Origin of the sequence: Nocardioides sp. NPDC057772 (assembly GCF_042798075.1) — a bacterium.
In the GTDB taxonomy this organism is placed as follows: domain Bacteria; phylum Actinomycetota; class Actinomycetes; order Propionibacteriales; family Nocardioidaceae; genus Nocardioides.
The window spans coordinates 1-24,515 of sequence record NZ_JBHVKN010000032.1 but is presented as its reverse complement, the minus strand read 5'-3'; the positions used below and the strand labels follow the sequence as shown (position 1 = coordinate 24,515).

Annotated in this window: 22 protein-coding genes; 14 read left to right on the top strand and 8 right to left on the bottom strand. The window is 67.0% G+C overall.

Going from position 1 to position 24,515, the window contains the following annotated elements:
- Positions 1–200: 200 nt before the first annotated feature.
- Positions 201–956, bottom strand: coding sequence for a polyphosphate--glucose phosphotransferase (ppgK, locus tag ACFVJS_RS08445; RefSeq protein WP_378878447.1), 756 nt, complete (start codon positions 954–956; stop codon positions 201–203).
- 79 nt (positions 957–1,035) lie between these two features.
- Between ppgK and ACFVJS_RS08440 the strand changes: the two genes are divergently transcribed.
- The 7 genes from ACFVJS_RS08440 to ACFVJS_RS08410 all read left to right on the top strand — a co-directional run bounded on the left by ACFVJS_RS08440 (position 1,036) and on the right by ACFVJS_RS08410 (position 12,320).
- On the top strand, positions 1,036–2,457 hold the full coding sequence (locus tag ACFVJS_RS08440) for a fatty acid desaturase (protein ID WP_378878446.1): 1,422 nt from the start codon (positions 1,036–1,038) through the stop codon (positions 2,455–2,457).
- A 27-nt stretch (positions 2,458–2,484) separates the two neighbouring features.
- Positions 2,485–3,054 (top strand): TetR family transcriptional regulator, encoded by a 570-nt coding sequence (locus ACFVJS_RS08435; protein WP_378878445.1) that lies wholly within the window; start codon positions 2,485–2,487, stop codon positions 3,052–3,054.
- 61 nt (positions 3,055–3,115) lie between these two features.
- On the top strand, positions 3,116–4,327 hold the full coding sequence (locus ACFVJS_RS08430; protein WP_378878444.1) for a M15 family metallopeptidase: 1,212 nt from the start codon (positions 3,116–3,118) through the stop codon (positions 4,325–4,327).
- A 51-nt stretch (positions 4,328–4,378) separates the two neighbouring features.
- Entirely contained in the window at positions 4,379–6,331 is a 1,953-nt protein-coding gene (locus ACFVJS_RS08425; protein ID WP_378878443.1) for a M13 family metallopeptidase, read from the top strand.
- A gap of 165 nt (positions 6,332–6,496) precedes the next feature.
- Positions 6,497–8,179: a M4 family metallopeptidase gene (locus ACFVJS_RS08420; RefSeq protein ID WP_378878442.1), complete on the top strand. Its 1,683-nt coding sequence runs from the start codon at positions 6,497–6,499 to the stop codon at positions 8,177–8,179.
- 399 nt (positions 8,180–8,578) lie between these two features.
- Positions 8,579–10,222 carry an ABC-F family ATP-binding cassette domain-containing protein gene (locus tag ACFVJS_RS08415; RefSeq protein WP_378878441.1) on the top strand — a complete coding sequence of 548 codons (1,644 nt, stop codon included), beginning with the start codon at positions 8,579–8,581 and terminating at the stop codon, positions 10,220–10,222.
- Between the two features lie 13 nt (positions 10,223–10,235).
- Positions 10,236–12,320 carry a DEAD/DEAH box helicase gene (locus tag ACFVJS_RS08410; RefSeq protein WP_378878440.1) on the top strand — a complete coding sequence of 695 codons (2,085 nt, stop codon included), beginning with the start codon at positions 10,236–10,238 and terminating at the stop codon, positions 12,318–12,320.
- A gap of 11 nt (positions 12,321–12,331) precedes the next feature.
- On the opposite strand, the gene ACFVJS_RS08405 is transcribed toward ACFVJS_RS08410, so the two are convergent.
- Both ACFVJS_RS08405 and ACFVJS_RS08400 read right to left on the bottom strand, forming a co-directional pair.
- Positions 12,332–13,027 carry a response regulator gene (locus ACFVJS_RS08405; RefSeq protein WP_378878439.1) on the bottom strand — a complete coding sequence of 232 codons (696 nt, stop codon included), beginning with the start codon at positions 13,025–13,027 and terminating at the stop codon, positions 12,332–12,334.
- Positions 13,024–14,226: a sensor histidine kinase gene (locus ACFVJS_RS08400; protein ID WP_378878438.1), complete on the bottom strand. Its 1,203-nt coding sequence runs from the start codon at positions 14,224–14,226 to the stop codon at positions 13,024–13,026. The genes ACFVJS_RS08405 and ACFVJS_RS08400 overlap by 4 nt, the downstream gene beginning before the upstream one ends.
- A 167-nt stretch (positions 14,227–14,393) precedes the next feature.
- Between ACFVJS_RS08400 and ACFVJS_RS08395 the strand changes: the two genes are divergently transcribed.
- From ACFVJS_RS08395 to ACFVJS_RS08385, 3 genes are all read left to right on the top strand, one after another.
- On the top strand, positions 14,394–14,699 hold the full coding sequence (locus ACFVJS_RS08395) for a hypothetical protein (protein WP_378878437.1): 306 nt from the start codon (positions 14,394–14,396) through the stop codon (positions 14,697–14,699).
- On the top strand, positions 14,686–15,975 hold the full coding sequence (locus ACFVJS_RS08390; protein WP_378878436.1) for a cytochrome P450: 1,290 nt from the start codon (positions 14,686–14,688) through the stop codon (positions 15,973–15,975). Before ACFVJS_RS08395 ends, ACFVJS_RS08390 begins: the two co-directional genes overlap by 14 nt.
- 67 nt (positions 15,976–16,042) lie before the next feature.
- A complete protein-coding gene (locus tag ACFVJS_RS08385; RefSeq protein ID WP_378878435.1) occupies positions 16,043–16,414 on the top strand; it encodes a hypothetical protein in 372 nt (123 codons plus the stop codon).
- 15 nt (positions 16,415–16,429) lie between these two features.
- Here the strand turns inward: ACFVJS_RS08385 and ACFVJS_RS08380 are convergent, their stop codons facing one another.
- Positions 16,430–16,930 (bottom strand): hypothetical protein, encoded by a 501-nt coding sequence (locus tag ACFVJS_RS08380; RefSeq protein ID WP_378878434.1) that lies wholly within the window; start codon positions 16,928–16,930, stop codon positions 16,430–16,432.
- A 426-nt stretch (positions 16,931–17,356) separates the two neighbouring features.
- On the opposite strand from ACFVJS_RS08380, the gene ACFVJS_RS08375 reads away from it, so the two are divergent.
- The gene (locus tag ACFVJS_RS08375; protein ID WP_378878433.1) at positions 17,357–18,541 is read left to right on the top strand and encodes a hypothetical protein; all 1,185 of its coding nucleotides are present in this window, start codon (positions 17,357–17,359) and stop codon (positions 18,539–18,541) included.
- Positions 18,542–18,841: 300 nt separating this feature from the next.
- On the opposite strand, the gene ACFVJS_RS08370 is transcribed toward ACFVJS_RS08375, so the two are convergent.
- The gene (locus tag ACFVJS_RS08370; protein WP_378878432.1) at positions 18,842–19,177 is read right to left on the bottom strand and encodes a hypothetical protein; all 336 of its coding nucleotides are present in this window, start codon (positions 19,175–19,177) and stop codon (positions 18,842–18,844) included.
- Positions 19,178–19,653: 476 nt separating this feature from the next.
- On the opposite strand from ACFVJS_RS08370, the gene ACFVJS_RS08365 reads away from it, so the two are divergent.
- Together ACFVJS_RS08365 and ACFVJS_RS08360 are read left to right on the top strand one after the other, a co-directional pair.
- Complete coding sequence (locus ACFVJS_RS08365; protein WP_378878431.1) at positions 19,654–20,028, top strand: hypothetical protein; 375 nt, start codon at positions 19,654–19,656, stop codon at positions 20,026–20,028.
- A complete protein-coding gene (locus tag ACFVJS_RS08360) occupies positions 20,012–21,607 on the top strand; it encodes a hypothetical protein (RefSeq protein ID WP_378878430.1) in 1,596 nt (531 codons plus the stop codon). The genes ACFVJS_RS08365 and ACFVJS_RS08360 overlap by 17 nt, the downstream gene beginning before the upstream one ends.
- Positions 21,608–21,717: 110 nt before the next feature.
- On the opposite strand, the gene ACFVJS_RS08355 is transcribed toward ACFVJS_RS08360, so the two are convergent.
- Positions 21,718–21,999, bottom strand: a complete 282-nt coding sequence (locus ACFVJS_RS08355) for a hypothetical protein (RefSeq protein ID WP_378878429.1) — start codon at positions 21,997–21,999, stop codon at positions 21,718–21,720.
- Positions 22,000–22,078: 79 nt separating this feature from the next.
- Between ACFVJS_RS08355 and ACFVJS_RS08350 the strand changes: the two genes are divergently transcribed.
- On the top strand, positions 22,079–22,504 hold the full coding sequence (locus ACFVJS_RS08350; RefSeq protein ID WP_378878428.1) for a hypothetical protein: 426 nt from the start codon (positions 22,079–22,081) through the stop codon (positions 22,502–22,504).
- Between the two features lie 556 nt (positions 22,505–23,060).
- Here the strand turns inward: ACFVJS_RS08350 and ACFVJS_RS08345 are convergent.
- Both ACFVJS_RS08345 and ACFVJS_RS08340 read right to left on the bottom strand, forming a co-directional pair.
- On the bottom strand, positions 23,061–23,606 hold the full coding sequence (locus ACFVJS_RS08345) for a hypothetical protein (protein ID WP_378878427.1): 546 nt from the start codon (positions 23,604–23,606) through the stop codon (positions 23,061–23,063).
- A gap of 102 nt (positions 23,607–23,708) precedes the next feature.
- The coding region (locus ACFVJS_RS08340) for an endo alpha-1,4 polygalactosaminidase (RefSeq protein ID WP_378878426.1) at positions 23,709–24,515 on the bottom strand (807 nt) is incomplete at its 5' end.

Sequence of the window (24,515 nt, the reverse complement as noted above, 5' to 3'; positions counted from 1 at the left end):
TCACCGGCCTGGTGGCGCTGCTCGTGCTCGCGGGTGTGGCGTACGCGGTGTTCCGGGTGTTCTGGAACCCGAGAGCGCGGCGCCGGCGGGCGGAGCGCAGGGCCTTCCTCGCGCAGGCGAAGCAGACCAGGAAGGCCGGGGCTCCCTGGGAGAACCGCCAGGCATTGCCTCCGCAGATGCCGCCGCAGGCACCGCCGCCGTCAGTCGGTGGCGAGTTCTTCGGCGTACAGCGCGGCCCCGACGGCCCCGGCGGTGTTGAGCAGTTTCGCCGGAATGATCTCGGTGTCCAGGTCGAGCAGCGGCAGGAACTCCGCCGCTTCCTTCGAGACCCCTCCGCCGACCAGGAATAGGTCGGGGGAGAAGAGCATCTCCAGGTGGCGGTAGTACTTCTGGAGCCGCTTGGCCCAGTGCTTCCAGGAGAGCTCCTCGCGCTTGCGGGCGACGTTGGAGGCGCGGGTCTCGGCGTCGTGGCCGTCGAGCTCGAGGTGGCCGAGCTCGGAGTTGGGCACGAGCACGCCGTCGTAGAGAAGCGCTGAGCCGATGCCGGTGCCGAGCGTGGTCATGATGACCAGTCCTCGCCTGCCCTTGGCGGCGCCGAAGCGGACCTCGGCCAGCCCGGCGGCGTCGGCGTCGTTGACCACGTGCACGTCGCGCCCGGTGGCGGCGGTGAAGATCGCGTCCGCGTCGGCCCCGATCCACGACTTGTCGATGTTGGCCGCGGAGTGGACCACCCCGTGGCGTACGACGCCGGGGACGGTCACGCCGACCTTCCCGTCGTAGTCCGGGAACTGCGAGAGCAGCTCCACGAAGATCTCGGCGATGGCGTCAGGAGTGGAGCGCTCGGGGGTCGGGATGCGTACGCGTTCCTCGGCGAACTCGCCGGTCGCGAGGTCGATCGGGGCACCCTTGATGCCCGTGCCGCCGAAGTCGATGCCGAAGGGCAGGCTCGTCGTCATGCGGACCATCCTATTTACAAGCACCGACGTGACGTACGACACTTGACAGATCATCCCGATTTGTCAAAGGGGGCCGACGATGGAGATGGCCAACAGCACCGTGCCCGACGGTTCGACCGAGCAGTGGCGCGACAAGAAGCGCTATCTGTGGCTGCTGGGTCTGGTGGTTCCGATTCTCGGCTTCGTCGCGATCGGCGGTTGGCACCTCACCGACATCAGCGCGTTCCTGTGGACCGGACCGATCATCATCCTCATCGTGGTGCCGGCGATCGACCTGTTCGCGGGGCTCGACCAGTCCAACCCGCCCGACGACATGATCGAGGCGCTGGAGAACGACAGGTACTACCGCTGGATCGTCTACTCCTATCTCCCGCTGCAGTACGCCGTCTTCATCGGCGGCATGGCCATCGCCGCCCACGGCGCCTTCGACGGCCACACGTTGAGCATGCTCGACCGGATCGGGATGGCCATCTCGATCGGCTGCATCGGTGGCATCGGCATCAACACCGCGCACGAGCTCGGTCACAAGCGCGAGGACGTGGAGCGCTGGCTCTCCAAGGTCGCGCTCGCCCAGAGCTTCTACGGCCACTTCTACATCGAGCACAACCGCGGCCACCACGTCCGCGTCGCCACCCCCGAGGACCCGGCCTCGGCCAAGGTCGGCGAGTCCTTCTACGCCTTCTGGCCGCGCACGGTCTCGGGATCGCTGAAGAGCGCGTGGCGGCTGGAGAAGAAGAGGTACGCCCGCCGCGGCCAGCATCCGTTCCGACTCGGCAACGACGTACTCAACGCTTGGCTGATGTCCGCGGTGCTCTGGGGCGCCCTGATCGTGTGGCTCGGGCCGGCGGTGATCCCGTTCCTGCTGATCCAGGCGGTGGTCGGGTTCTCGCTGCTCGAGGTGATCAACTACATGGAGCACTACGGCATGCTGCGGCAACGCGTGGGCAGGCGCTACGAGCGCGTCGACCCCAGCCACTCGTGGAACTCCAACAACATCGCCACCAACGTGCTGCTCTACCACTTGCAGCGTCACAGCGACCACCACGCCAATCCCGTACGTCGCTACCAGACGTTGCGCGACTACAAGGAGTCGCCGGTGCTGCCGACCGGCTACGCCGGGATGATCCTGCTCGCGATCCTGCCGCCGGTGTGGCGCCGGGTGATGGACCCCCGGGTGCTGGCGCACTTCGACGGAGACATGTCCCGAGCCAACATCCTGCCGCGCAAGCGGGACATGATCCTGGCGAAGTATCCGCCGCCTGCCGCCGACCGCGCCGAGGCCGGCGACGACACCGTCGCGCAGGTCATCGCGGCCGAGGTGCTGGCCGCGCGCTGCCCCGGGTGCGGCTACACCTACCGCGTCGAGGAGGGCAACGAGGCGGAGGGCTTCGCGGCCGGCACCGCCTGGGCGGACGTCCCCGACGACTGGTGCTGTCCGGACTGCGGTGTCCGGGAGAAGATCGACTTCGTGCCACTGGCGTCGAACTCGGTCGAGCCCTAGGGGCCGGGCGCACTAGACTCTCGGCCCATGTCGGCCGGCGTACCAGAATCCACCCGTCAGCGGATCCTCGACGCTGCCGTCGAGATGACGACCGAGACCGGGTGGGCGAGCGTGACGATGTCCCGCATCGCGGAGCGGTGCGGGATCAGCCGGCAGACCGTCTACAACGACATCGGCGCCAAACCGGCGCTGGCCAAGTCGCTGATCCTGCGCGAGCTCGAGCAGTTCCTCGCCGTCGTGAGCGCGGCCTTCGACGAGGAGGACGACTTCATGCTGGCGATCCGCCAGGCGACGTACGGCGTGCTCGACCGTGCCCAGGACAACAAGCTGCTGCATGCGGTCGTCTCGGCGACCCACGGTGCGGACACCGAGCTGCTGCCCTACCTGACCAGCCACAGCGAGGGGCTCCTCGGCTACGCCACCGAGATCATCCACGAGCACATCAAGAGGTTCGACCACGGTCTGAGCGACCATCAGGCGGATGTCGCCATCGAGACGATCGTGCGAGTCGTGCTCAGCCACGTCATGCAGCCCACCAAGTCACCTGACGAGACCGCCGACGACATCTTGTGGCTGGTGTCCCGGGTCCTTGCCTGAGTTACCCGTGAGTTGGGTGGTCACCAACCCTCGCCTAACCTTCCTGCGGGGAGGTAGATGGATGCGACAGGTCTCGTTGAGAGCGACCGCGGCGGTCGGGGCGGTGCTCGTGGTGACCCTGGCAGCCTGTGCGGGGGAGCCGTCGGCGCCGGCCTCCGCCCCCAGCGGCAGCCCGAGCGCCAGCGAGACGGCGAAGGACGAGAGTCCGGTCGCCGACCCCTCGCACGCCGTGGAGATGCCCGGCAAGCGCGAGGGCACGCTGCACTCCACCGACCTGCTGATCCTCTCCGAGGACACCCTCTCCTCCAGCGACGTCAAGAAGATCCGTGGGCTCGACGGGGTCTCCGGTGTCGAGCAGATCTCGATGGCCCAGGTCAGCGTCGAGGGACGGCTGGTGAAGGTGGTCGCGGTCGACCCGTCGACCTACCGCAACTTCGCCCCCTTCCAGAGCGCCGACTCCGACGAGGTCTGGCAGCGTGTCGCCGGCGGTGAGGTCGCGATCGATCCCGAGCGCCAAGACGAGCTTCCTGCCGACAAGGACGGGTTCGTTCAGCTGGGGTCCAAGAAGGACGCGACGAAGGTCCACGTCGGCGCCTACGCTCCCCAGCCGCCAGGCCTCGCCGCCGCCGTGGTCAACCACAAGTGGGGCGAGGAGATGGGCATGGAGAAGGGCAACGCGCTCATCGTCTCCACCGCCGCCATCGCCCCCAACCGGGTCGTCGCGCCGATCCAGAAGGTCGTCGGCTCGGACGCCTCGGTGCAGCGCCTCGACGTCGTCGCCCGCGCCGGCCTCGACCCCAACGCACCCCAGAAGGCGTACGTCGTCGGCACCGTCGCCGAAGCGGTCGGCAACTACACCTACCGCGCCAACGGCGACGGCACCATCACCCCCGCCGCGAGCTGGGTCAGATCACACATCGTGACCGCGCAGGTGCCGATCCTCGGCTCGGTGACCTGCAACAAGGTGATGATCCCGCAGCTGCGCGCCGCGCTGCAGGAGGTCGTCGACCGTGGCCTGGCCAGGAAGATCGACCCGTCCCAGTACGCCGGCTGCTACTACCCCCGGTTCATCGCCAACACCACCCAGCTCTCCAACCACGCCTTCGGCACCGCCGTCGACCTCAACACCGCCGGCAACCAGCGCGGCACCGTCGGCGAGATGGACCGCACCGTCGTCTCCATCTTCGAGCGCTGGGGCTTCACCTGGGGCGGCAACTGGAAGTGGACCGACCCGATGCACTTCGAGATGAACAGGATCGTCAAACCTGGCTAACCCCGGGGTTGTTGCCCGGCCGCTTGGGGGGTCGCATCTACGCTGGGGGCTGTGACGATCCTTGATGACGCCCGCCCGGGCATGGACGACAGCATCCGACCGCAGGACGACCTGTTCGGGTTCGTCAACGGCACCTGGCTCCGAGAGGTCGAGATTCCGGCCGACCGGTCCAGCTGGGGGCCGTTCGTGATGCTGGCCGACCAGGCCGAGAAGGACGTACGCGCGATCATCGAGGAGCTCGCGGCATCGGGCGGTGAGCCCGGCAGCGACGCCCAGAAGATCGGTGACCTCTTCGCGAGCTTCATGGACGAGGAGGCGGTGGCTGCCCGCGGCGTACGTCCGCTGGATGGCCTGAGGGCCGCTGTGGACGGGCTCCGCGACGCGGACGACCTGGCGGCGTTCCTGGGTGAGGTCGAGCGGATCGGCGGCCACGGGCTGTTCGGGTCCTACGTCGACAACGACGACAAGCAGTCCGACCGCTACATCTTCAACCTGCTCCAGGGCGGCCTCGGGCTGCCCGACAAGGACTACTACTTCGACGAGAAGTTCGCCGAGGTCCTCGGGAAGTACCAGGGCTACCTCGAGCGGCTCTACGCGCTCGCCGAGCACCCTGACCCGAGTGCGGCCGCGGAGACGATCATCCGGATCGACACCCGCCTGGCCGAGGGCCACTGGGCGCGCGAGGAGACCCGCGACAAGCAGAAGACCTACAACCTGCTGACCCTCGCCGAGCTGCGCGAGCTCGCCCCCAACTTCAACTGGGACGCCTACATCCGCAACCTCTCCGGCTCGAAGCTGACCACCGAGGCGGTGCTCGGTGAGGTGGTCGTGCGGCAGCCGTCCTACTTCGCCCACCTCTCCACCGTGCTCGGCGAGGTCGACATCGACGACTGGAAGCTGTGGCTCTACTTCCACGTGCTGCGCTGGGCCGCGCCCTACCTGACCGACGACTTCGTCCAGACCAACTTCGACTTCTACGGCCGCACCCTCAACGGCACCCCTGAGCTGCGGGAACGCTGGAAGCGCGGGGTCGCGCTGGTCGAGGGCGCGATCGGGGAGGCGGTCGGCAAGGAGTACGCCGCTCGCCACTTCCCGCCGGAGGCGAAGGCGCAGATGGACGAGCTGGTCCACAACCTCCTGGAGGCCTACCGCAAGTCGATCTCCGAGCTCGACTGGATGGGCGAGGAGACCAAGGAGAAGGCCTACGAGAAGCTCGACAAGTTCACGCCCAAGATCGGCTACCCGAACAAGTGGCGCGACTACTCGGCGCTGCAGATCAGCAAGGACGACCTGATCGGCAACGTCTCCGCGGCGAGCATCTTCGAGACCGACCGGCAGCTCGGCAAGCTCGGCGGTCCCGTGGACCGCGACGAGTGGTTCATGCTGCCGCAGACGGTCAACGCCTACTACAACCCCGGCACCAACGAGATCTGCTTCCCGGCCGGGATCCTGCAGCGGCCCTTCTTCGACAAGGACGCCCACCCGGCGGAGAACTACGGCGGCATCGGCGCGGTGATCGGCCACGAGGTCGGCCACGGGTTCGACGACCAGGGCGCGCAGTTCGACGGCGACGGCAACATGCAGGACTGGTGGTCGCCGGAGGACAAGGCGGCCTTCGAGGTGAAGACCAAGGCGCTGATCGAGCAGTATTCCAAGCTCTCCCCGCGCGACCTGCCCGGCGAGTTCGTCAACGGCGCGCTGACCGTCGGCGAGAACATCGGCGACCTGGGCGGGCTGACGATCGCGCACACCGCCTACATGCTCGCGACCGGCGGCGCCGCCAGTGTCGGTGACCGGCAGCGGCTCTTCCTCAACTGGGCCTACGTGTGGCGTACGGTGCGCCGCAAGGAGCAGGCCCAGCAGTACCTCACGATCGACCCGCACAGCCCGCCGGAGTTCCGCGCCAACATCGCGCGCAACCTCGACGAGTTCCACGAGGTCTTCGGCACCGCTCCGGGCGACGGTCTCTGGCTCGATCCGGAGGAGCGCGTGCGGATCTGGTGACCCGTGCGGGTAGGGGTATCGGTGAATATTCGGTAACAACGTAAAGGAGTTACGCGGGAAGGCATCTTCACAAATTCGCATTGCAGGAAATTGTTTCTCCGCGCTATCGATTCTGGTGCAAGGATTCCGTCAATCCTGGCCCCCACAATCGAGGAGAACCCCACGATGCGTATCGTCCGAGTAGCGGGAGCAGCGACCGCTGCCGCTGTTGCAGGAACTGCCTTCATCGCCTCCTTCGGAAGCCCCGCCGGCGCCACCCCTGCCGACACCGCCTCCACGATCACGCCGGCGAGCATCACGGCGACCGGCCTGGCCGCCCAGAAGATCGTCGACGACGAGTCGATCGCGAAGGAGGCCATCAGCGCGCTGACGAGCAAGCCGTCGACCTGGAAGGTCGGCGCGGGCCAGGAGCTCGAGCCGGTGGTGACCCTGAAGGACACCAACGGGGCCACCCACGTACGGATGAACCGGACCTACCAGGGCCTCGAGGTCGTGGGGGGCGACCTGGTCGCCCACCGGAGCAGGTCCGGCGCCCTGACCTCCGTCTCGCAGGGGCTGACCAAGGTGCTCGACCTCTCGGTGAAGCCGACCGTCACCGAGGCCGCGGCCACCAAGGCCGCGCTGACGCTCGACGCGGTCACCAAGACGATCACCGGTCTGAAGGCCGACAAGAAGTACGCCCCCGAGCTCGTCGTCGACGCGGTCGACGGCACCCCGACGCTGGCCTGGCGCGTGACCACCAAGGGCAAGCAGGACGACGGCACGCCGTCTCGTCTCGCGACCTATGTCGACGCGGCCACCGGCAAGGTGCTGCGTCGCGTCGAGGGCATCCACACCATCGACGGCGAGGGCACCACCCTCTACTCCGGCACCGTCCCGCTGCAGGTGAAGCAGAACGGCTCGACGTACGAGCTGCGTGACGAGACCCGGGGCGGCACCTACACGACCGACATGAACAACGCCGAGGACAGCCTGCTGTGCCAGCTCCTCGGGTTCGGATGTTCCACCGGCACCGTGGTCACCAGCCCGACCACGACCTTCGGCAACGGCTCCAACACCGACCGGGACACCGCGGCCGCCGACGCCCAGTACGGCACCAACGTCACCTGGGACTACTTCAAGAACGTCCATGCCCGCGACGGCATCTTCGGCGACGGCTCGGGCTCGTTCAACCGCGTCCACTACGGCAAGAACTACGTCAACGCCTTCTGGGACGGCGAGAAGATGACGTACGGCGACGGCGACGGTGTCGGCTACGGGCCGCTGGTGTCCCTGGATGTCGCCGGCCACGAGATGACCCATGGCGTCACCGAGAACACCTCCGGCCTGGAGTACTCCGGTGAGTCCGGTGGCCTCAACGAGTCGACCTCGGACATCTTCGGGACGGCGGTCGAGTTCTACGCGAACAACGCCGAGGACAAGGGCGACTACCTGATCGGTGAGTCCTTCATCCTCGACGGTGGCGACCCGCTGCGTCGGATGGACAACCCGTCCGCCGACGGCAACTCGGTCAACTGCTGGTCCCCCTCGACCGGCAACCTCGACGTCCACTACTCCAGCGGCGTCGGCAACCACTTCTTCTACCTGCTCTCCGAGGGCTCGGGCACCAAGACCATCGGTGGCGTCGAGCACTCGAGCACGACCTGCGACGGCTCGACGATCACCGGCATCGGTCGCGACAAGGCCGAGAAGATCTGGTTCCGTGCGAACTCGACCTACTTCACCTCGACCACCGACTACGCCGGCGCACGCGACGCGACGGTGCAGGCGGCGTCCGACCTCTACGGTGCCGCCAGTGCCGAGGTCAAGGCCGTCGAGGCGGCGTGGACCGCGGTGTCCGTGAGCTGACCTGAGAGCGGCATCCGACGGCGCCGTCCCTTCCGAAGACGGCGCCGTCGACCGCATTTGGTAACTAAAGTACGAATTCGGGCGTGTGGTTATGCGGGTGCGCCGATTGGACGCATACTGGAGATGCCGGGCCGGTTCTGCGGGTCCCCGTGGGGGAGGACCAACAGCGCCGGCTCGGCGTCGTTTTCCCGCCCGGTGGACATTGCGGTGAATAACGGTTCGCGTGGACGGGTCCTCGCTGTCTACCCTGGAGCCATGCACTCCGGTATCGCCTACATCCGCCTGCGCTCCGTCGCCTGACGGCGGCGCTGCGAGGCATACTCACGCCGCTGTCCGGCCATAGCCGGGTAGCCGCTTCTCGCTTCCCGGCTCCCGTACGCGAGCTGGAAGTTCACTTTCGTGTCTGTACAGACCCACCACACCTCTGCCCACCTGCGCGCCGAGGACATCTCGGTCACCCGTGGCGGCCGCCCCGTCCTGCGCCACGTCTCCCTGACCATCTCCGCGGCCAACCGGTCCCGGCTGGCCGTCGTCGGCGAGAACGGCCGCGGCAAGACCACACTCCTCCACGTCCTGGCCGGGCTGCTCGTCCCCGACTCCGGGCATGTTCAGCGGCACGGCAGCCTCGGGATCGCCCATCAAGCACTGGACGTACGTCCTGGGGACACCGTCGGCACCCTCACCTCCGCCGCACTGGCCGAGTCGGATGAGGCGCTCCGGGCGCTCGACGAGGCTGCCGAGGCCCTCGCCCAGGACCCGATGGACTCCGCGGGGACGTACGCCGCGGCGCTGGAGCGCGCGACCGCGCTGGACGCCTGGGACGCCGAACGCCGGGTGCAGATCGCGCTGGAGGCGCTCGGCGCATGCACCGATCACGGTCGGGAGCTGGCGACGCTGTCGGTCGGGCAGCGCTACCGGGTGCGGCTGGCCTGCCTGCTCGGCGCGCACCACGACCTCCTCGTGCTCGACGAGCCGACCAACCATCTCGACGCCTCGGGGCTGGCGTTCCTGTCCGAGCGGATCCGCGCCCATGCCGGCGGGGTCGTCGTGGTCTCCCACGACCGCCTGCTGCTCCGTGACGTCGGCGTCGAGTTCCTCGACCTGGACCCGAGCGAGGACGGCCGGCCCCGGACGTACGCCGGCGGGTATCAGGGCTGGCAGGAGGGCCGGCGGCGCGACCGCGAGCGCTGGGAGCAGGACTTCGCGGCCCAGCAGGAGGAGCACCGACGGCTCCAGGACTCGGTCTCGGCGGCCCGGGACCGGCTGAGCACGGGCTGGCGCCCGCCCAAGGGGGCCGGGAAGCACCAGCGGCAGACCCGCGCTCCCGGTCTGGTGCGCTCCTTCAACCGCGACCTCGCGGCTCTCGAGGCGCACCGCATCTCCGTGCCGGAGCCGCCGATGGCGCTGCGGTTCCCCTCGCTCCCCGGCGATGTCGGAGGCACGCTGCTGCGGTGTGAGGACGTCGGTGTTCCCGGGCGCCTGCCCGGACCGATCTCGTTCGGGATCGACGCCGGTGACCGACTCCTGGTCACCGGCCCGAACGGAGCGGGCAAGTCGACGTTGCTCCAGGCGCTGGGTGGCAGGCTCGCTCCTTCGACGGGATCGGTATGGGTCTCGCCCGGGGCGCGGGTCGAGCTGGTCGGTCAGGAGGAGCCGGCCTGGGAGCCAGGTCTGACCGCGGCCGAGATCTATGCGCAGCACTGTGGGCGGCTGGTCGCCGACGGGGTGGTGCCCGAACGGGCGGTCGTCTCGCTTCGATCGACAGGGCTGATGGACGCCGAGGCGCGGCGTACGCCTGCGGCGCGGTTGTCCCAGGGGCAGCAGCGGCGGCTCGACCTGGCGCTGCGGCTGGCCTCGCGGCCGCACCTGCTGATCCTGGACGAGCCGACGAACCACCTGTCCGCCGGGCTGGTCGACGAGCTGACCGTCGCCTTGCGTACGACGTCTGCGGCCGTGGTGGTGGCGACTCATGATCGGCAGATGCTGGCTGACCTCTCGGGCTGGCCGCGGTTGGCGCTGGGCCACTCTGTCGGAGGTGCCTGATAGACAGGTGGTCATGACTGATCCCGCTGGCGACGTACGTTCACGTGCCGAGGCGCATCTGCGCGCCCTGGTGGGGCGCCCGGATGCGGCTCTGCGCGAGGACCAGTGGTCGGCGATCTCGGCGCTGGCGGTCGAGCGCCGTCGGGCGCTGGTGGTGCAGAAGACCGGCTGGGGGAAGTCGGCGGTCTACTTCGTCGCGACCCTGCTGCTCCGCGAGGCCGGGCTCGGGCCGACGGTGATCGTCTCGCCGCTGCTCGCCCTGATGCGCAACCAGATCGCCGCCGCGCAGCGCGCCGGGATCCGGGCGGTGACGATCAACTCGACCAACCCCGAGGACTGGGTCTCGATCGAGGAGGCCATCCACGCGGGCGAGGTCGACGTCCTGCTGGTCTCCCCCGAGCGGCTCAACAACCCCAAGTTCCGCGACGCGGTGCTGCCCCGGCTGGCCGCCGAGTGCGGCCTGCTCGTGGTCGACGAGGCCCACTGCATCTCCGACTGGGGACACGACTTCCGGCCCGACTACCGCCGGATCCGTACGCTGCTGGCCGACCTCCCCGAGGGGATCCCGGTGCTCGCGACGACCGCCACCGCCAACTCCCGGGTGACCGCGGACGTCGCCGAGCAGATGGGTTCGGGGGTTCTCGTGCTGCGAGGATCGTTGGACCGGGAGTCGCTGCGGCTCGCGGTGGTCTCGTTGAAGACCCCCGAGCAGCGGCTCGCCTGGCTCTCCGACCACCTCTCCGAGCAGCCCGGGTCGGGCATCGTCTACTGCCTGACGGTCGCCGCGACCGAGGAGATCGCCGACTACCTGCGCTCGCGGGGCCACGACGTCGCCGCCTACTCCGGACGCACCGAGGCGGCCGAGCGGGCTGAGCTGGAGGAGTCGCTGGCCGCCGGGAAGATCAAGGCGCTGGTGGCCACCTCGGCGCTCGGCATGGGCTTCGACGCGACGCTCGGGTTTGTCGTCAACATGGGCGCACCCTCCTCGCCGGTCTCCTACTACCAGCAGGTCGGCCGTGCCGGCCGCGGCACCTCCGACGCCTCCGTCGTGCTGCTCCCGGGCGTCGAGGACCGCGACATCTGGGCCTACTTCGCTTCGCTCGCCTTTCCGCCCGAGGAGCAGGTGCGCCAGACCCTGGGAGTCCTCTCCGAGGCGGGACGGGCGCTGTCCACCCAGGCGCTGGAGACGTACGTCGACCTGTCCCGCTCCCGCCTCGAGCAGATGCTCAAGGTGCTCGACGTCGACGGCGCGGCCCGCCGGGTCGGCGGTGGCTGGGAGGCGACCGGCGTCCCCTGGGACTATGACGCGGAGCGGTATGCGCGGGTCGCGGAGGCTCGGCGCCGCGAGCAGGACGCGATGCTCGCCTACATCTCGACCGACCGGTGCCGGATGCGGTTCCTGCGCGAGCAGCTCGACGATCCCGGCGCCGTCGACTGCGGCCGGTGCGACAACTGCGGTGGCTTCGAGGTCACCTCGACGGTGTCCGAAGGCGCTGTCGAGGAGGCGTCGGCCCGGCTGGCGCGGCCGGGGGTGGTCGTGGAGCCGAAGAAGATGTGGCCCACCGGTCTCGACCGGCTCGGCATCTCGCTCAAAGGCAAGATCAAGGAGGGCCCGCTCGAAGGCCGCGCGGTCGCCAGGCTGACCGACCTCGGCTACGGCCAGGCGCTGCGCGAGCTCTTCCGTGAGCCCGCCCAGGACGGCCCGGTGCCGGTGCCGTTGGTGAAGGCGGTCGTCGAGGTCCTCGGCGACTGGAAGCCCCGGGTGGCCGGCATCGCCTACGTCGAGTCGGCGACCCGCCCGACCCTGACCCGCGACTTCGCCGAGGGTCTCTCGCGCTATCTCCGCGTCCCGGTCCTCGGCTCGTGGGCCATCGTCGACCCCGAGGTCGGGCCTGGCCAGGGTGCCTCCAACTCCGCCCAACGGGTCGCCGCCGTCGGTCGCCGGTTCTCGCTCCATGCCGAGGTGCCACCGGGTGCCGACGTACTGCTCGTCGACGACCGCGTCGCGACCGGCTGGACCGTCACCCTCGCCGCCCGCGCCCTGCTCGACGCCGGCGCCGGCTCGGTGAGCCCGTTGGTGCTGGCGACGACGACGTAGGACGCGCCGCCTCAGGTCGCCGGCCGGACGATGCCGTGGTCGTACGCGAAGACGATGGCGGCGGCGCGGTCGCGGAGGTCGAGCTTGGCGAAGATGCGGCCGATGTGGGACTTGACCGTCAGCTCGGAAATGACGAGCCGCTCGGCGATCTCGGAGTTGGTCCAGCCGGAGGCGAGGCCGCGGAGCACCTCGAGCTCGCGGTCGGTGAGCTCGGAGACCTCGACCGCCCTCGATGCCGGCGGAGCGACCGCGGAACGGTAGGTGGCCAGGACCCGGCCGGTGATGGCGGGGTCGAGCCAGGCGTCGCCGAGCGCGACGGAGCGTACGGCCATGACCAGCTCCTCGGCGGGCGAGTCCTTGAGGATGAAGCCGGCGGCCCCGGCGCGCAGGGCCCCGGAGACGAGCTCGTCCTCGTCGAACGTGGTCAGCACCAGCACCGGCGGAGCCTCCGGCAGCGCCCGCACCAGGCCGGTCGCGGTGATCCCGTCGACCTGCCGCATCCGAAGATCCATGACCACGACGTCGGCCGGGTTGGCCTCGAGGGCGGCGACCACCTCCGAGCCGTCCGCGCACTCGGCGACGATCTCCATCCCGTCGCGCCGTCGAAGGATGCGGCGCAGGCCGCTGCGTACGAGTTCCTGGTCGTCGACCACGATCACCCGGATCGGCGGGGCTCCGTTGCTGGCGGTGGGGTTGACCGGCGTCATGCGAGGGCCTTGCGGATGAGACAGTGCGGTGGGATCACGAGGTCAACCTTCCACATCGATTCCTCGGCTCCTGCCGACAACCGGCCGCGGAGCTGCTCGGCACGAGCTGCCATGCCGGCCAGCCCGGATCCCTCGCCGACCCCGCGCCGGGTGCCGACGAGCGGGTTCTGCACGGAGAGACGTACGCCGTCCGCGACCGCCAGCGAGACCGAGACCGGTGCGCCGGGGGCGTGCCGGATGGCGTTGGCGAGGGATTCCTGCAGGATCCGGTAGATGCCCAGGCCGACGCCGGCGTCGATGCGGGAGAGATCGCCGGTGGACGAGAACGTGATCGTCTGCCCTGCGCTGCGACCCTCCTCGACGAGCCGGACCACGTCGGCGGCACCGGGGAGCGGAGCCGTCCCGGCGCCGGAGGTCGACAGCACCCCGATCGTACGGCGGATCTCGGCCATCGCCCGGCGCCCGACGGCCTCGGCCTCGGTGAGCGCGGAGACCGCCTCGTCCGGGTCGTCGCCCTCGGCGACGGAGCGTCGCGCCGCGGTCAGATGGAGCAGGGTGATCGAGAGCGAGTGGCCGACGAGATCGTGGATCTCGCGGGCGATCCGGGTGCGCTCGGCCTCCGTCGCGCGGGCGTGCTCCTGCGACCGGGCCTGCCGCTCGGCGCGCAGTGCCCGCATCTGGGCGAGCATCATCAGCCCGCACACCCAGCCGACGAAGAGCAGCAGGAAATGGACGCCGATGCCGCTGGGTGTGTCCGTGGCGAAGACCCCCATCACCACGCCCGACGCGATCCCGTAGAGGGTCCCGGTGCGGAGGCCCTCGCGGATGACCATCTCGAGGGTGAGCGGGACCAGCACCGCAGGGGCGAAGTCGTGCTGCGGCCAGAACGCGGTCGCCGGCTCAGACATCAGCCACGCGGACCCGGCGAGCGTCGGCACCAGGTCGACGACCCACATGTTGTGCTTGAGCCAGTCGCGGGAGGTCGGGACGAAGAAGATGCTCAGCGAGGGCACGACGATCACCAGCCCCGCCACGACCATCGGCCCCGTGGTCTCCCGCTGCAGCACCGCGACGGTCACCACTCCGAGGAGTGCGGCGGCGGACAGCAGCGGCGCCCACCAGGGGATGTCGAGGTCCTTGCTGCGTACGCGCCCGTCCAGGTAATCACGCACGTCGCGAGCGAGACTCCGGACACTCATGCCGTCCAGTCTAGGAACGCGTGACCCGGGTCGCATCCGACCGTGGCAGGCGGTCGATCTCCTACCAGGGTAGGAAGGCAGGTGCCTGCCAGCGTGCGATGTGTCCGGGTGCCACCGATCACTAGCGTCGAACCATCATCCCAACGACAACGAAGACGGTGAGGACGATGACCTGGAGCCAGACCCACGAGCGCTACCGGCTGCTGAACGAGGCGGAAGCGGAGCTGCGCGCCGGCTTCGCACGCCGGCTGCCGTGGTCGCCGGCCTATGCGGACGCGTTCGGCACCCCGGAACGTCTGGCGCAGGCCCTCCGTCACCGGTGGCGGATCCGGTTCCAGGCACAGCTCGACCCGGCGCTCTCGCAGGAGGACTACGAGGCGACCTTCGCCGACCTGTTGGCCGACCTGGCACCGCTGATGGGCCGGATCGGCACCGACGAGTTCAGCGAGGAGCTGGCCGATGCCTCGGCCTGAGCTGTCGCCGATCGAGGGGGCGAGGTCGTACGCCCGCTGGGCCCTCTCCCAGGGCATCAACCGCGCGGTACTCAGCTTCGCATCGCGCCGCGGCGACCCGCTCGCCGAGCTGATGTGGTCGCGTGACGTGCCGGACTACGGCCGTCTGCGAGCGCGGGGTCCGCTCCACCTGAACCCGTTCATGGCCGGCACCGTGTCGTACGCCGCCGCCAACGAGATCCTGCGCAGCAGCGACTTCGGCGTCGGTGACGGCCAGGGCGAGCTGCCGGTGCCGCTGCGCTGGCTGCTCGGCAAGGTGAGCGCCCCCGACGCCCTGGGCCCGGTCGACCCGCCGTCGATGCTCGCGGTCGACCCGCCCCTGCACACCCGCTATCGCAAGCACGTCTCGAAGGCCTTCACCGCCCGCCGAGTCAGCTCGATGGCCGAGATGGTCACCGCCGTCGCCGGCGACCTGCTCGACGACCTCGACCCGCGCGAGGGGCGGGTCGACATCATCGAGGAGTACGCCGCGAAGCTCCCGATCGCCGTCATCGCCGAGCTGCTCGGTGTGCCGGCCGCGGACCGGGCCGACATCCTGCGCTGGGGCGACCAGGCCGCCGCGATCCTCGATCCGGGGCTGTCCTGGCGGGACTATTCCCGGGTCGAGACCGCGATGCGGTCGCTCCACCACTGGTTCGAGGCCCACGTACGCCGCCTCCGCTCCGACCCCGGCGACGACCTCCTCAGCGCCCTGGTGATCGCCGGCGACCTCGACGACATCGAGCTCCACGCCCTCGGGTTGTTGTTGCTGGCAGCCGGCTTCGAGACCACCGTCAACCTGCTCGGCAACGCCGTCGCGGCCCTGGATGCCCATCCCTCCCAGCGCGCGCTGTTCCTCGCCGACCTGTCCCTGGTCGACGGTGTCGTCGAGGAGACCCTGCGCTGGGACCCGCCCGTCATGGCCACCGTCCGCGAGGCCTATGCCGCCACGAGCGTGTCCGGCGTCGACGTCGCGAAGGGAACCGCCGTCGCCGTGGTCATCGGCGGAGCCAACCGCGACCCGTCGGTGTTCGAGGACCCCGACACGTACGACATCACCCGGGCCATCGCCGACCAGCACCTCTCCTTCTCCGCCGGCGCCCACTTCTGCCTCGGCGCCAGCCTCGCCCGCCTCGAAGCCCGCGTCGGCCTCCGCCTACTCTTCGAGCGCTTCCCGTCTCTCCGTGTCTCCGGCGAAGGCATACGCCGCCCCACCCGCATCCTCCGCGGCTACGCATCCCTGCCCGTCGCCCTGTGACCCGTGGTGTACTACTCCTACTGAGGCACCCGCCGGGGGTGCGATCGGAAGCCTCGGGAGGGCGGACATGGGGAACGGCGACGAGCTCAGCGTTGACTACGACAAGCTGAACAAGGTCCACCGGGACCTCGAGGAGCAGAAGAACCTGGTGCAGAGCCTTGACCTCGGGACCGCGCCAGCGGTGAGCGCATTCGGCGGCTCCGCCAAGGGCGAGTGGCTCGCCAACGCCGTAATCAAGGGTCACCAGAACATCAACCAGGCGAAGAAGGAGACCGTTCAGGGCTTGGAGCAGTACGCCAGCGCGGTCGATGACGCCATCAACGACATCACCCAGACCGACGAGGGCGCGGCGATGGTCGCGAAGAAGATGGCCGATGCTCTCGCGGTGATGAGCAACCCGCTGGTCATCTTCAGCGGGAAGCTCCCGATACCCTTCTGAGGCCCTCGGGGTCGGTCAGAGAACCTTGTACGTCGGCATGATCTGAGCGATCAACGCGTCGGCACCCTTGCGGTCGATGTCGGCCTGGTTGAAGCGCCATGTGATGGTGACACGATCCTCGCCACCGGGCACGACGGTGCCGTAGTGGTCCTGCCAGAAGCCCTCCCCCTCACCCTGGAAGTGGTAGAAGACTTCACCGTTGATCGTCACGTTCGGCAGCCGTTTCAGATTTTGAACGTCGTCGATCAGCGCGTTCTCCGTGAGCTTAGCCCACTCGTCGACTGCTCCTTCGCCTTCGCCGCCCCCTGCGTTCGGGTCAGCCAGGATGTTGCCGAAACCCGGCGACAGACCGATCGAGTCCTTCGGTGCACGCATCGTCTGCTGCTGGTCGGCGATCGACTCCAGTGTCCAGTCGGGCGGAATCTGCAGTTGAGCAGGGCCAACAGTCGCTACCTGCCAGTCCGACGGAACATTCGAACCGTCCGCACCAGGATCCGAGGACGCACTGGCGCTCACAGACTCTGCAGGGTCCGCCTCAGGTTCGTTCGACCCGCAACCTGCCATGGTCAATGCAAGGCCTGCCGCTAGAGTGCCGAGTTTGATCGTCCGAGCCGTCCACATGGTTCGGAACTCTAGAGGAGTTCCGTCACAGCGGTGACCTAGGCACCGTCGTGTTGTCTAATCTTGGGTGGCGGGGGTCATTCGGTCCCCAAGACCAGTTCTTCGGGGAGGATCGATATGACCGTGCGCGGACCTTGGATGCAACGCCTGGGCGACTATGTGAAGACGGCAGATCCCACGGCAATCGATGCTCTCATCTCCAAGTGGATGATCAGCGAGGACCGGTTCCGCGCAGCGGGATCCACGCTGGTTCGAAGTGGCAAAGAGGCTGAGGACGGTTTCTCGTCGTCGTCGATGTCAGGGCAGTCCGCGCGCCGAAACATGGAGACGTCGGGGAACAAGACGACCGACAAGAGCGACGTCATCAAGGAAGCCGTCAGGGCTCTGCAGGACGTACGAGGAAAGATCACCGCAGCGATGCGTGAGCATGCCAGGCTCGAGGCGACCCTCCCCGCCTCCCACGGCGCTGCGCCGGATCCCGCTGACCCGAAGTACGCCCAGTCCGGAACAGGCGTCGACGGAGCGCAGGCGACAGAGAACCAGAAGGCGCTCCAAGCCGACCGAGCCGCTCATGCAGCCCGAGAGGCCGCGATTGCCGAGGCTGAGCGGATCGCCGCGCAACATGTGCAGGACGTCGACAACTCGGTAGACGAGGCTGAGCCGAAGGTCAGAGCACTCTATGACGATGGCAGCAGCGATGCCTCGGACCCGATGCCGCCCGGCACCTCGGGCTCACAGCGCGGCTCGTACAGCGACATCCAGCAAGCTCGTAGCCGGATGGCGCAATACAACTCGGGCACCCTCTACCCCGACGGCTGGGGTCACGAACTGATCGCGCAGGAGAAGGCGAACATCGCGGGATACGAGGCCGAGAACAAGCCCGAGTGGGACGGCACCCAGTGGATCAATGCCGACGGTACTCCCGCCCCCGCGACCTCGTACGCGATGGTCGAGACCGCTGACGGTCTAGCCCCGCTCGCGGGCGGTGCCGGCGGCATGTCTGCCCTTGCCCTCGCAGGCGGCGGGGCCCTCCTGGGTGCGGGTGTGGCCAAGGCGATCGCCAGCAAGTTCGCCGCCGGTGCATCTGCGAAGGCAGCGACTGCGGGAGCGACCTCCAGGTCGGCCGCAGCCAGGACAGCAGCAGCCAGGGCTGGGGCCGCTGGTGCCCGTGCGGGAGTCGCCGGCGCCGGTGCTGGAGCTCGCGCCGCGGGTGCTCGTGGCACAGGTGCGGGCGTGCGAGGCACTGGAGCCGGTACGCGCGGCACGGGTGCAGGAGGACGCGGCGCTGCCCGAGCCGGCGCTGCTGGGCGCGGTGGGATGGGCGCCGCTGGCGGCCGGGGAGGTAAGAAGCGGGATCAGAACGGCAGCCAGAACCAAGAGTGGGAAGCCGACTACACCGACGACTGGACCGAGACCGCCAGCGACGTCCTGGACCCGAACGCATCCCGCGGGTGGGTCCGGAACGCGCCGCAGGGCGATGAATCCGGCACCGACAAGCGCAAGTAGTAACTATAGTTCGGCTGAACACGGCGCTGGCGCGACCCACATCCGTCGTGCCAGCGCCATTGTCACTGGATGAGCGTCTCGCTACGACCATCACTCAGGGTTGTCACGAGAGATAAGCGCGCCGGGCAGCAGCAACTACTGCCTATCGAGGGTCCGCAGACGAACCGGTGGGCGCTCATTGCTAGGTGGGTCGGTCGGTACGGTGGCGACCGTGCTCCAGGCTCTAGGTGGGTAGGGGGATGGATGGGCCTCGCCGCGCCTCTAGCGGATTGGTTCTCGTCGAAAGCCGCCGTTCACCCGTTACTCCGGGCACTTGTAATCGAGTCCAGCTGCGTCGCCTCGCTGTCGGGCCAAGTTCTCGATCGTGTCAATTTCCCATGTGTATCCGGTGTAGACGACCGTAACCGAGCCGAACACCGGCATGGACCCATCGCCAAATCTCACTACGCAACCAGACTTTCCCGCCTCGGGCTCAGGGATGTCGTCCTGGTCAAAGGGGAGGCCTTCATCCATCAGATGTAGCTGTGCCATGGAACGCACGTCCTCGGTGCAGAGCCCGGACCTACGCTCGACGGAGATGTTCTCGCAGGCCGCCTCGAAGTCAGGCTTGCTCAGGATGAGCTCGGCCGTCTCCAACACCAGATTCTGGGCCTCGGCAGGATCTGGGCGGCTCGCTGCAGAGCCACCTGACTGGTTGCCACATGCAGCAAGCGCAGTTGCCGTAATCAACATCCATGCCGGTAGCAACTGCCTTCGGACGGTCATTCCGAGACTTCCTTGATCTACGTCGTGGATCTGGACACCATGCTGCGGGTGAGCTTGCCGCTCTAGTCCTCCGGGGAACTTTAGCGGGTGGTGGGGTCGGTGCCGCATCAGTCTGCAGCCGTGGCGGGCAGTGGGTCGCGCCGGCTCGTTTCGAGGAGCGATCGCAACTCGTGTTTGAACCTCGAAAAATGGGGTATGAGGAGGATGCGCCGCCCTGGCTGGTCGCCTATGGAGGCCGAGCGTTATGCCGAGCGGACTCCGTGGACATGTCACCGCAGCGCTGCTTGAATCAGACGTACAAAGCAAAATGACCCGCAAGATGAGCGGGTCGAGGACTCGGGGGACTCATGACGATCGAAGTCATACCAGAAGACATCAGGAGGGCGGGGCGTCGGATGTCTGACGTCGCGGATGTCGTAGGCGATGCGAGACCGGGCGAGGGCCTCAAGACGCTATCTGGCGCGCTGCCTGGTAGTAAGAGCGCCTCGGCTGCGGCTGGGTTGATCGAGGCGTGGGCAGTTCGATTCAAGGACTGGCACACCGATGCGTTGGCACACCACGGCGCTCTCCTCAAGTGCGCCGATTACTACGAAGCGGAAGATCGGAAGGCCGCAAGGGAGGCCGAAGAGTTTCGCCGGCAGATTGGGTTGCCAGCCCCGGCCGCACCTCCGATCCAGCAGTTTCCAACTCTTCCCGGAGCCAATGATGGTCACGATCGCTGAGCTTCTTGACTGGAAGGCCGCAGAGGTGAGGGGGGCCGCTGAGTATCTTGCGAATCGGCGCGGGCGCCTCGTTGACCTTGACGACGACCTCAACGCTGCGAGGCCCCCAGAGTCCTGGGACACCCCGAACGTTGGGGCCGTGACCACAGCACATCAGCGACTCCGGTCGAGGTTGCTCGACATGGCAGCCGAGGTTTCCGACGTACAAGTCACGTTGCTCGAGTGCGCAGGTCTCTTCGATGAGGCTGTGAAAGAACTCAACCGTGCGCTTGATCACGCCAGTTCCGAGGGTCTCACTGTAGGTCTCGCGAGCGGCGTCATCATGGATGGGAACACCTACCCAGATGAGGCCGCGGCGAAAGCGGCCGAGAAGGTGATGCACGAGATTCGAGGCGCCATTGATGCTGCGCTCCAGAAAGCCGACCAAGCCGATGCTGACCTCGCGGCTGCATTAAAGGCGGCGGCTGATGGAAAGGTCGATGGTGGCTCGGGGAGTATTGCGGAGGCGATCACTCAACTCCCGCCGTCGCTGGATGGCCTTGATAAGAGCGAGATCATTCGAAAAATCGGCGATGAGATCGCTGTTGAAACGGTAGCTGCCTATCTGAACGCAGAAGCCGAGTTCATGAAATATCAGGTCGAAGGCGCGGCGAAGGCCACCTACTCTGTCACCGCGAGTGGAAAGGTCGTAATGGACCTGACGCTGGAGGCGGGATTTGGAATGGGAGTGGAAGGTGGGACGGACTTAGCTGGTGCTAGTGCCGAAGCAAGTATCGGTGTGGGTTCGACGGTTGGGCTAACGTTCAACTCCGTTGCTGAGGCCGAGAAGTTCTTGAGCGGATTGGATGAAGCGGCATTTGATCTTAAGTTTTATGAGTTCGGATCCGTCCCGGCTGCTGTTGGAGCGAACATCATTGATTACGTTAAGGATCACAATCCAGATAGCTGGAAGGTTGGTTCATATGCTAGCGCCGGAGGCGAGTTTCACGTTCCAGGGTTCAAGCTAGAGGGTGAAGCGCGAGGCGACGCTTACTATGACATCATTAAACGCGAGGTGGGGCTGAAGGTGCAGGCCGAGGTGGGTACCGAATTCGGAGATAGGAACAATCCCACCATCTCCGCCGGAGCGAAAGTCGAAGGTGAGATTAAGTTCGACGAGGATCGTGTGCCCAAAGAATTCAGCGTCGCTGGGGCGGTTAGCGGTAGCCTTGGGGCGCGGATCGCAAACGAGATTCCTGGATTTTCCCACAAGGAAGGTGTTGGGGGCGACATCCAGTTGAAGGTTGACAAAGACAACCCTGCCTTCGGCTCAATCGTCCGAGCAGCACAGAGTGGTGACATGAACAGAGCGGCTGACCTTGCCTTTGATCACGGGCAGGTAGTGATACGTCAAACGAGCGTAGCGGAGGCATCTGGTGTGATCGAGGATGTGGACGTTGACCTTGGCCAAGTAGGCGGTGTCGATATCGACGCGGGTGGATCGGTGACTTCTGCGAATGGGGTATGGGTCAAGCCTGCTGGATCGAACAAATTTGTGGGCCTCACTACTGATGATCTGCGAGGGGGCGAGCAGGGATGAGCCACATTCGGAGTGATTTGGTTGAGGTAAACCTGGGGGGTATCTCGTTGCGTGCTCCTGATAGTTCGCCCCGCTTGTTTCCTGGTGCACATGGGCGGCTCTGGCAATGGCTAGGTGATGGCGTCATTCCGCTGATCAGCCTGACGGTTGCGACTCGGAGATCGCGCATCGCCACCTCGACTGGTGCGAAGCGGCATCTTGATTGGGAAGTCGATCGTCTGCGCACCAGTTTCGAACGCGAAGTCGATAGCGATTACGTCCAGGACATCGAAGTCAACGTTTTCGGCGCTGGTTCGGCCTGCGGCGTAGTTGTCGATGGCCTGCGTAGCGGGATCCGCACTCACAATCGTGTCGTCGTGGCAACTGACGAGGCTCGGATGCTTGTCGTTCACGCGATGGTTCCAGACACCGACCTTGGCCGTGAGTTCGCCTACTCACTAACAACGGGAATGTCTCTTGGGAATCGGCGAGATGTTCATTCTGCGGGTGGAAGGTGATTCTGGAGTGACGAGGGTGGTTGTGTTCTTTCTCTGCGCAATTGGCGTCATCTTTGCAGTTTTCGCCGTGGGGGTCTGGTTCTTCTTCAACTCGGCGCCGGACGCGAGTCACCTAAAAACTCAGGTTGACGCGAAAGTCGTGGACGCGATCGAAGCTAGTCGAGGAAGCGATGGCGATGTCTATGAAGTCGTCTATAGTTACAATGTTGATGGCGAGACTTATTACGGCGAAGACTGGTGGAAGAACCAGTACTGGAGTCCTGGTATGCCGATCTGGGTGTGCGTCGACCCGAATGATCCTGCCAAGCACACGCCGATAGTCAACTCTAGTGATGAGTGCGGAAGTAAGAACCTGGTTGGATCCGTTCATACAGGCACCCGGACGCCGCCTTCTGGATGATCCTTTCGTTAGGGGGCGGTATTGCCGAATGGTGAGCTAGAGACTCAGGATTCCGTGTTGCGAGTCGATATTTGAGTTTGGAAAGCTCACGGGTTCAACTTGTGCCGGGGCGAATCATTGCGTGATGAATGTGCCGATCTGTCCTGATGATTCCAGCCGTGGTTATACAGCCACTCAAAGAGCGGCGCTTTGACCTTCTTTCCTTGGAATCGATGATGAAGTTGCGCGCTACCAAGGCCAGCGTCGTCGGTCGGGCGCTCGCCCTTCCCGACGGCGGCGGCTGATCGCGAACGAGGATCCCTTCTCGATTCGTTTCCCGGTGCTTCGAGATCTCCCGTGGATCCTGAACCCGTGCGCTCGTTGGGATTGGCGGTCAGGCGGTAGGACTCGTCAGCGTGGGTCACCTGTGTCGGGTAGAGGCTGGTCACCTTGGCGATGTCCCATCAGCAGACGATCTGGCTCCGCTGGGCGCAGTAGTTGAAGGGTTGGATCCGGGGCGTTCAATGTCACGATCTGCGGCAGCATTTCCGAGAGTGGCGTGGGCATGTCGATCTACCTAACTGGATAGACGAAGGATTCCGAGGGTGATGAGAGTGACCACGGCGCCGAGGCCGCCGATGATGCCGACGACAAGGCCGACGATGGCGGCCGCCGGCCACTTTTCTTTCATGCCGAGCGATCGAGCGGCGGACTGGATCATCCATCGGCTCTCCTCGGTGTTGTACGTGTAGCTGTAGACCTCGGCGGGCTTCAGGTCATCGTCGAGCGCGTAGGCCTTGCCGAACCCGATGGATATGTTCCGGCCGTACGTTCGCTTATATGTGTAGTGCGCGGTCGGGACGCCGACATTCCAGGTGATCGTGAGGAGATCGTCGGTGATCGAGTATGTGCATGAATCGATGACCTTCACGTGGTGGACGTACGACTTGGTGAGGCTCGAGCGGCCAAGGAGGTCCCACCATCGGGTGTCAGCGATGTCGACCTTGAAGTCGAAGCCATTCGAGGTCGGTTCCACGATGTAGGGCGTGCCTTCCGTGGATCGTCGGAGCAACTCATAGAGGGGCGCGGCATCGGGTGGCATGCCGTTGGGCGGCAACGTCACAGGCGCATCCCCGCGGAAGCGCCCGAGATGACGCGTTTGGTTGTCATGCACTCATGCAATCACGGTCGAGTCAGCTGCGATCGTTTCCTGCCGATGCTGATGTCAGCAGGCCTCATAGACGTACGCCGCATCGTCCTTCCCCACGAGATCACGGTCGCGGAGGATGGTGAGCGGGGCACGGCGGGGGTCGGCGCAGACATCAGCGAAGGAGTGGCCGGCTTCGGCGAGGGAGTCCGGGTACTCGATCTGGAGCACGTGCGCGCCGTAGACGTCGGTGTAGGCGGCGCACTCCGCGTACGCGCCGCACTCCTCGACGACGGCGAAGTCGAAGCCGAGGTCGTCGTGGGCGGTGCGGGCGGCTTCGGCGGCGTTCTTCTGGGCGATGGCCAGGCCGAGGTCATGAGCGGCGGTCACATACTCCGAGGCCAGGGCGAAGGCGTCTTCCCGGGAGATCGAGTCGAAGCGGGTCCAGGTGTCGAGGTTGTCGATCTCGACGGCGTCGAAGCCCGACTCGGCGCAGCCATCGATGACCGGACCGACCATCTCGAGGATCGCCGCACGCGCGGAGGCGGTGGAGGGGTCGAGGATGATCTCGTCGGGCCAGTCGGGGTCGCGTACGGGATCGCCGGAGGCGTCGCGGAGCAGCGCCGCCGGATGGTCGGACCAGTCGGCGCCGGGCTGGGTCTGGAAGCCGTTGACGTAGCAGACGTTGTAGGCGCCCTCGAGGGGTTGGGCGGTGGCGTCGCGGACGACCACGTCGATCAGGGTGCCATCGGTCAGCCGATCGGCAAGCCCACCCAGCTGGTAGTCGAAGACGCCGTCGGTCGGGGGCAGGGCGGCCGACGACGAGCCGCAACCCGCCAAGACGAACAGACCGACCAACGCGACGAGGGCCGGGCTGCCAGCGGC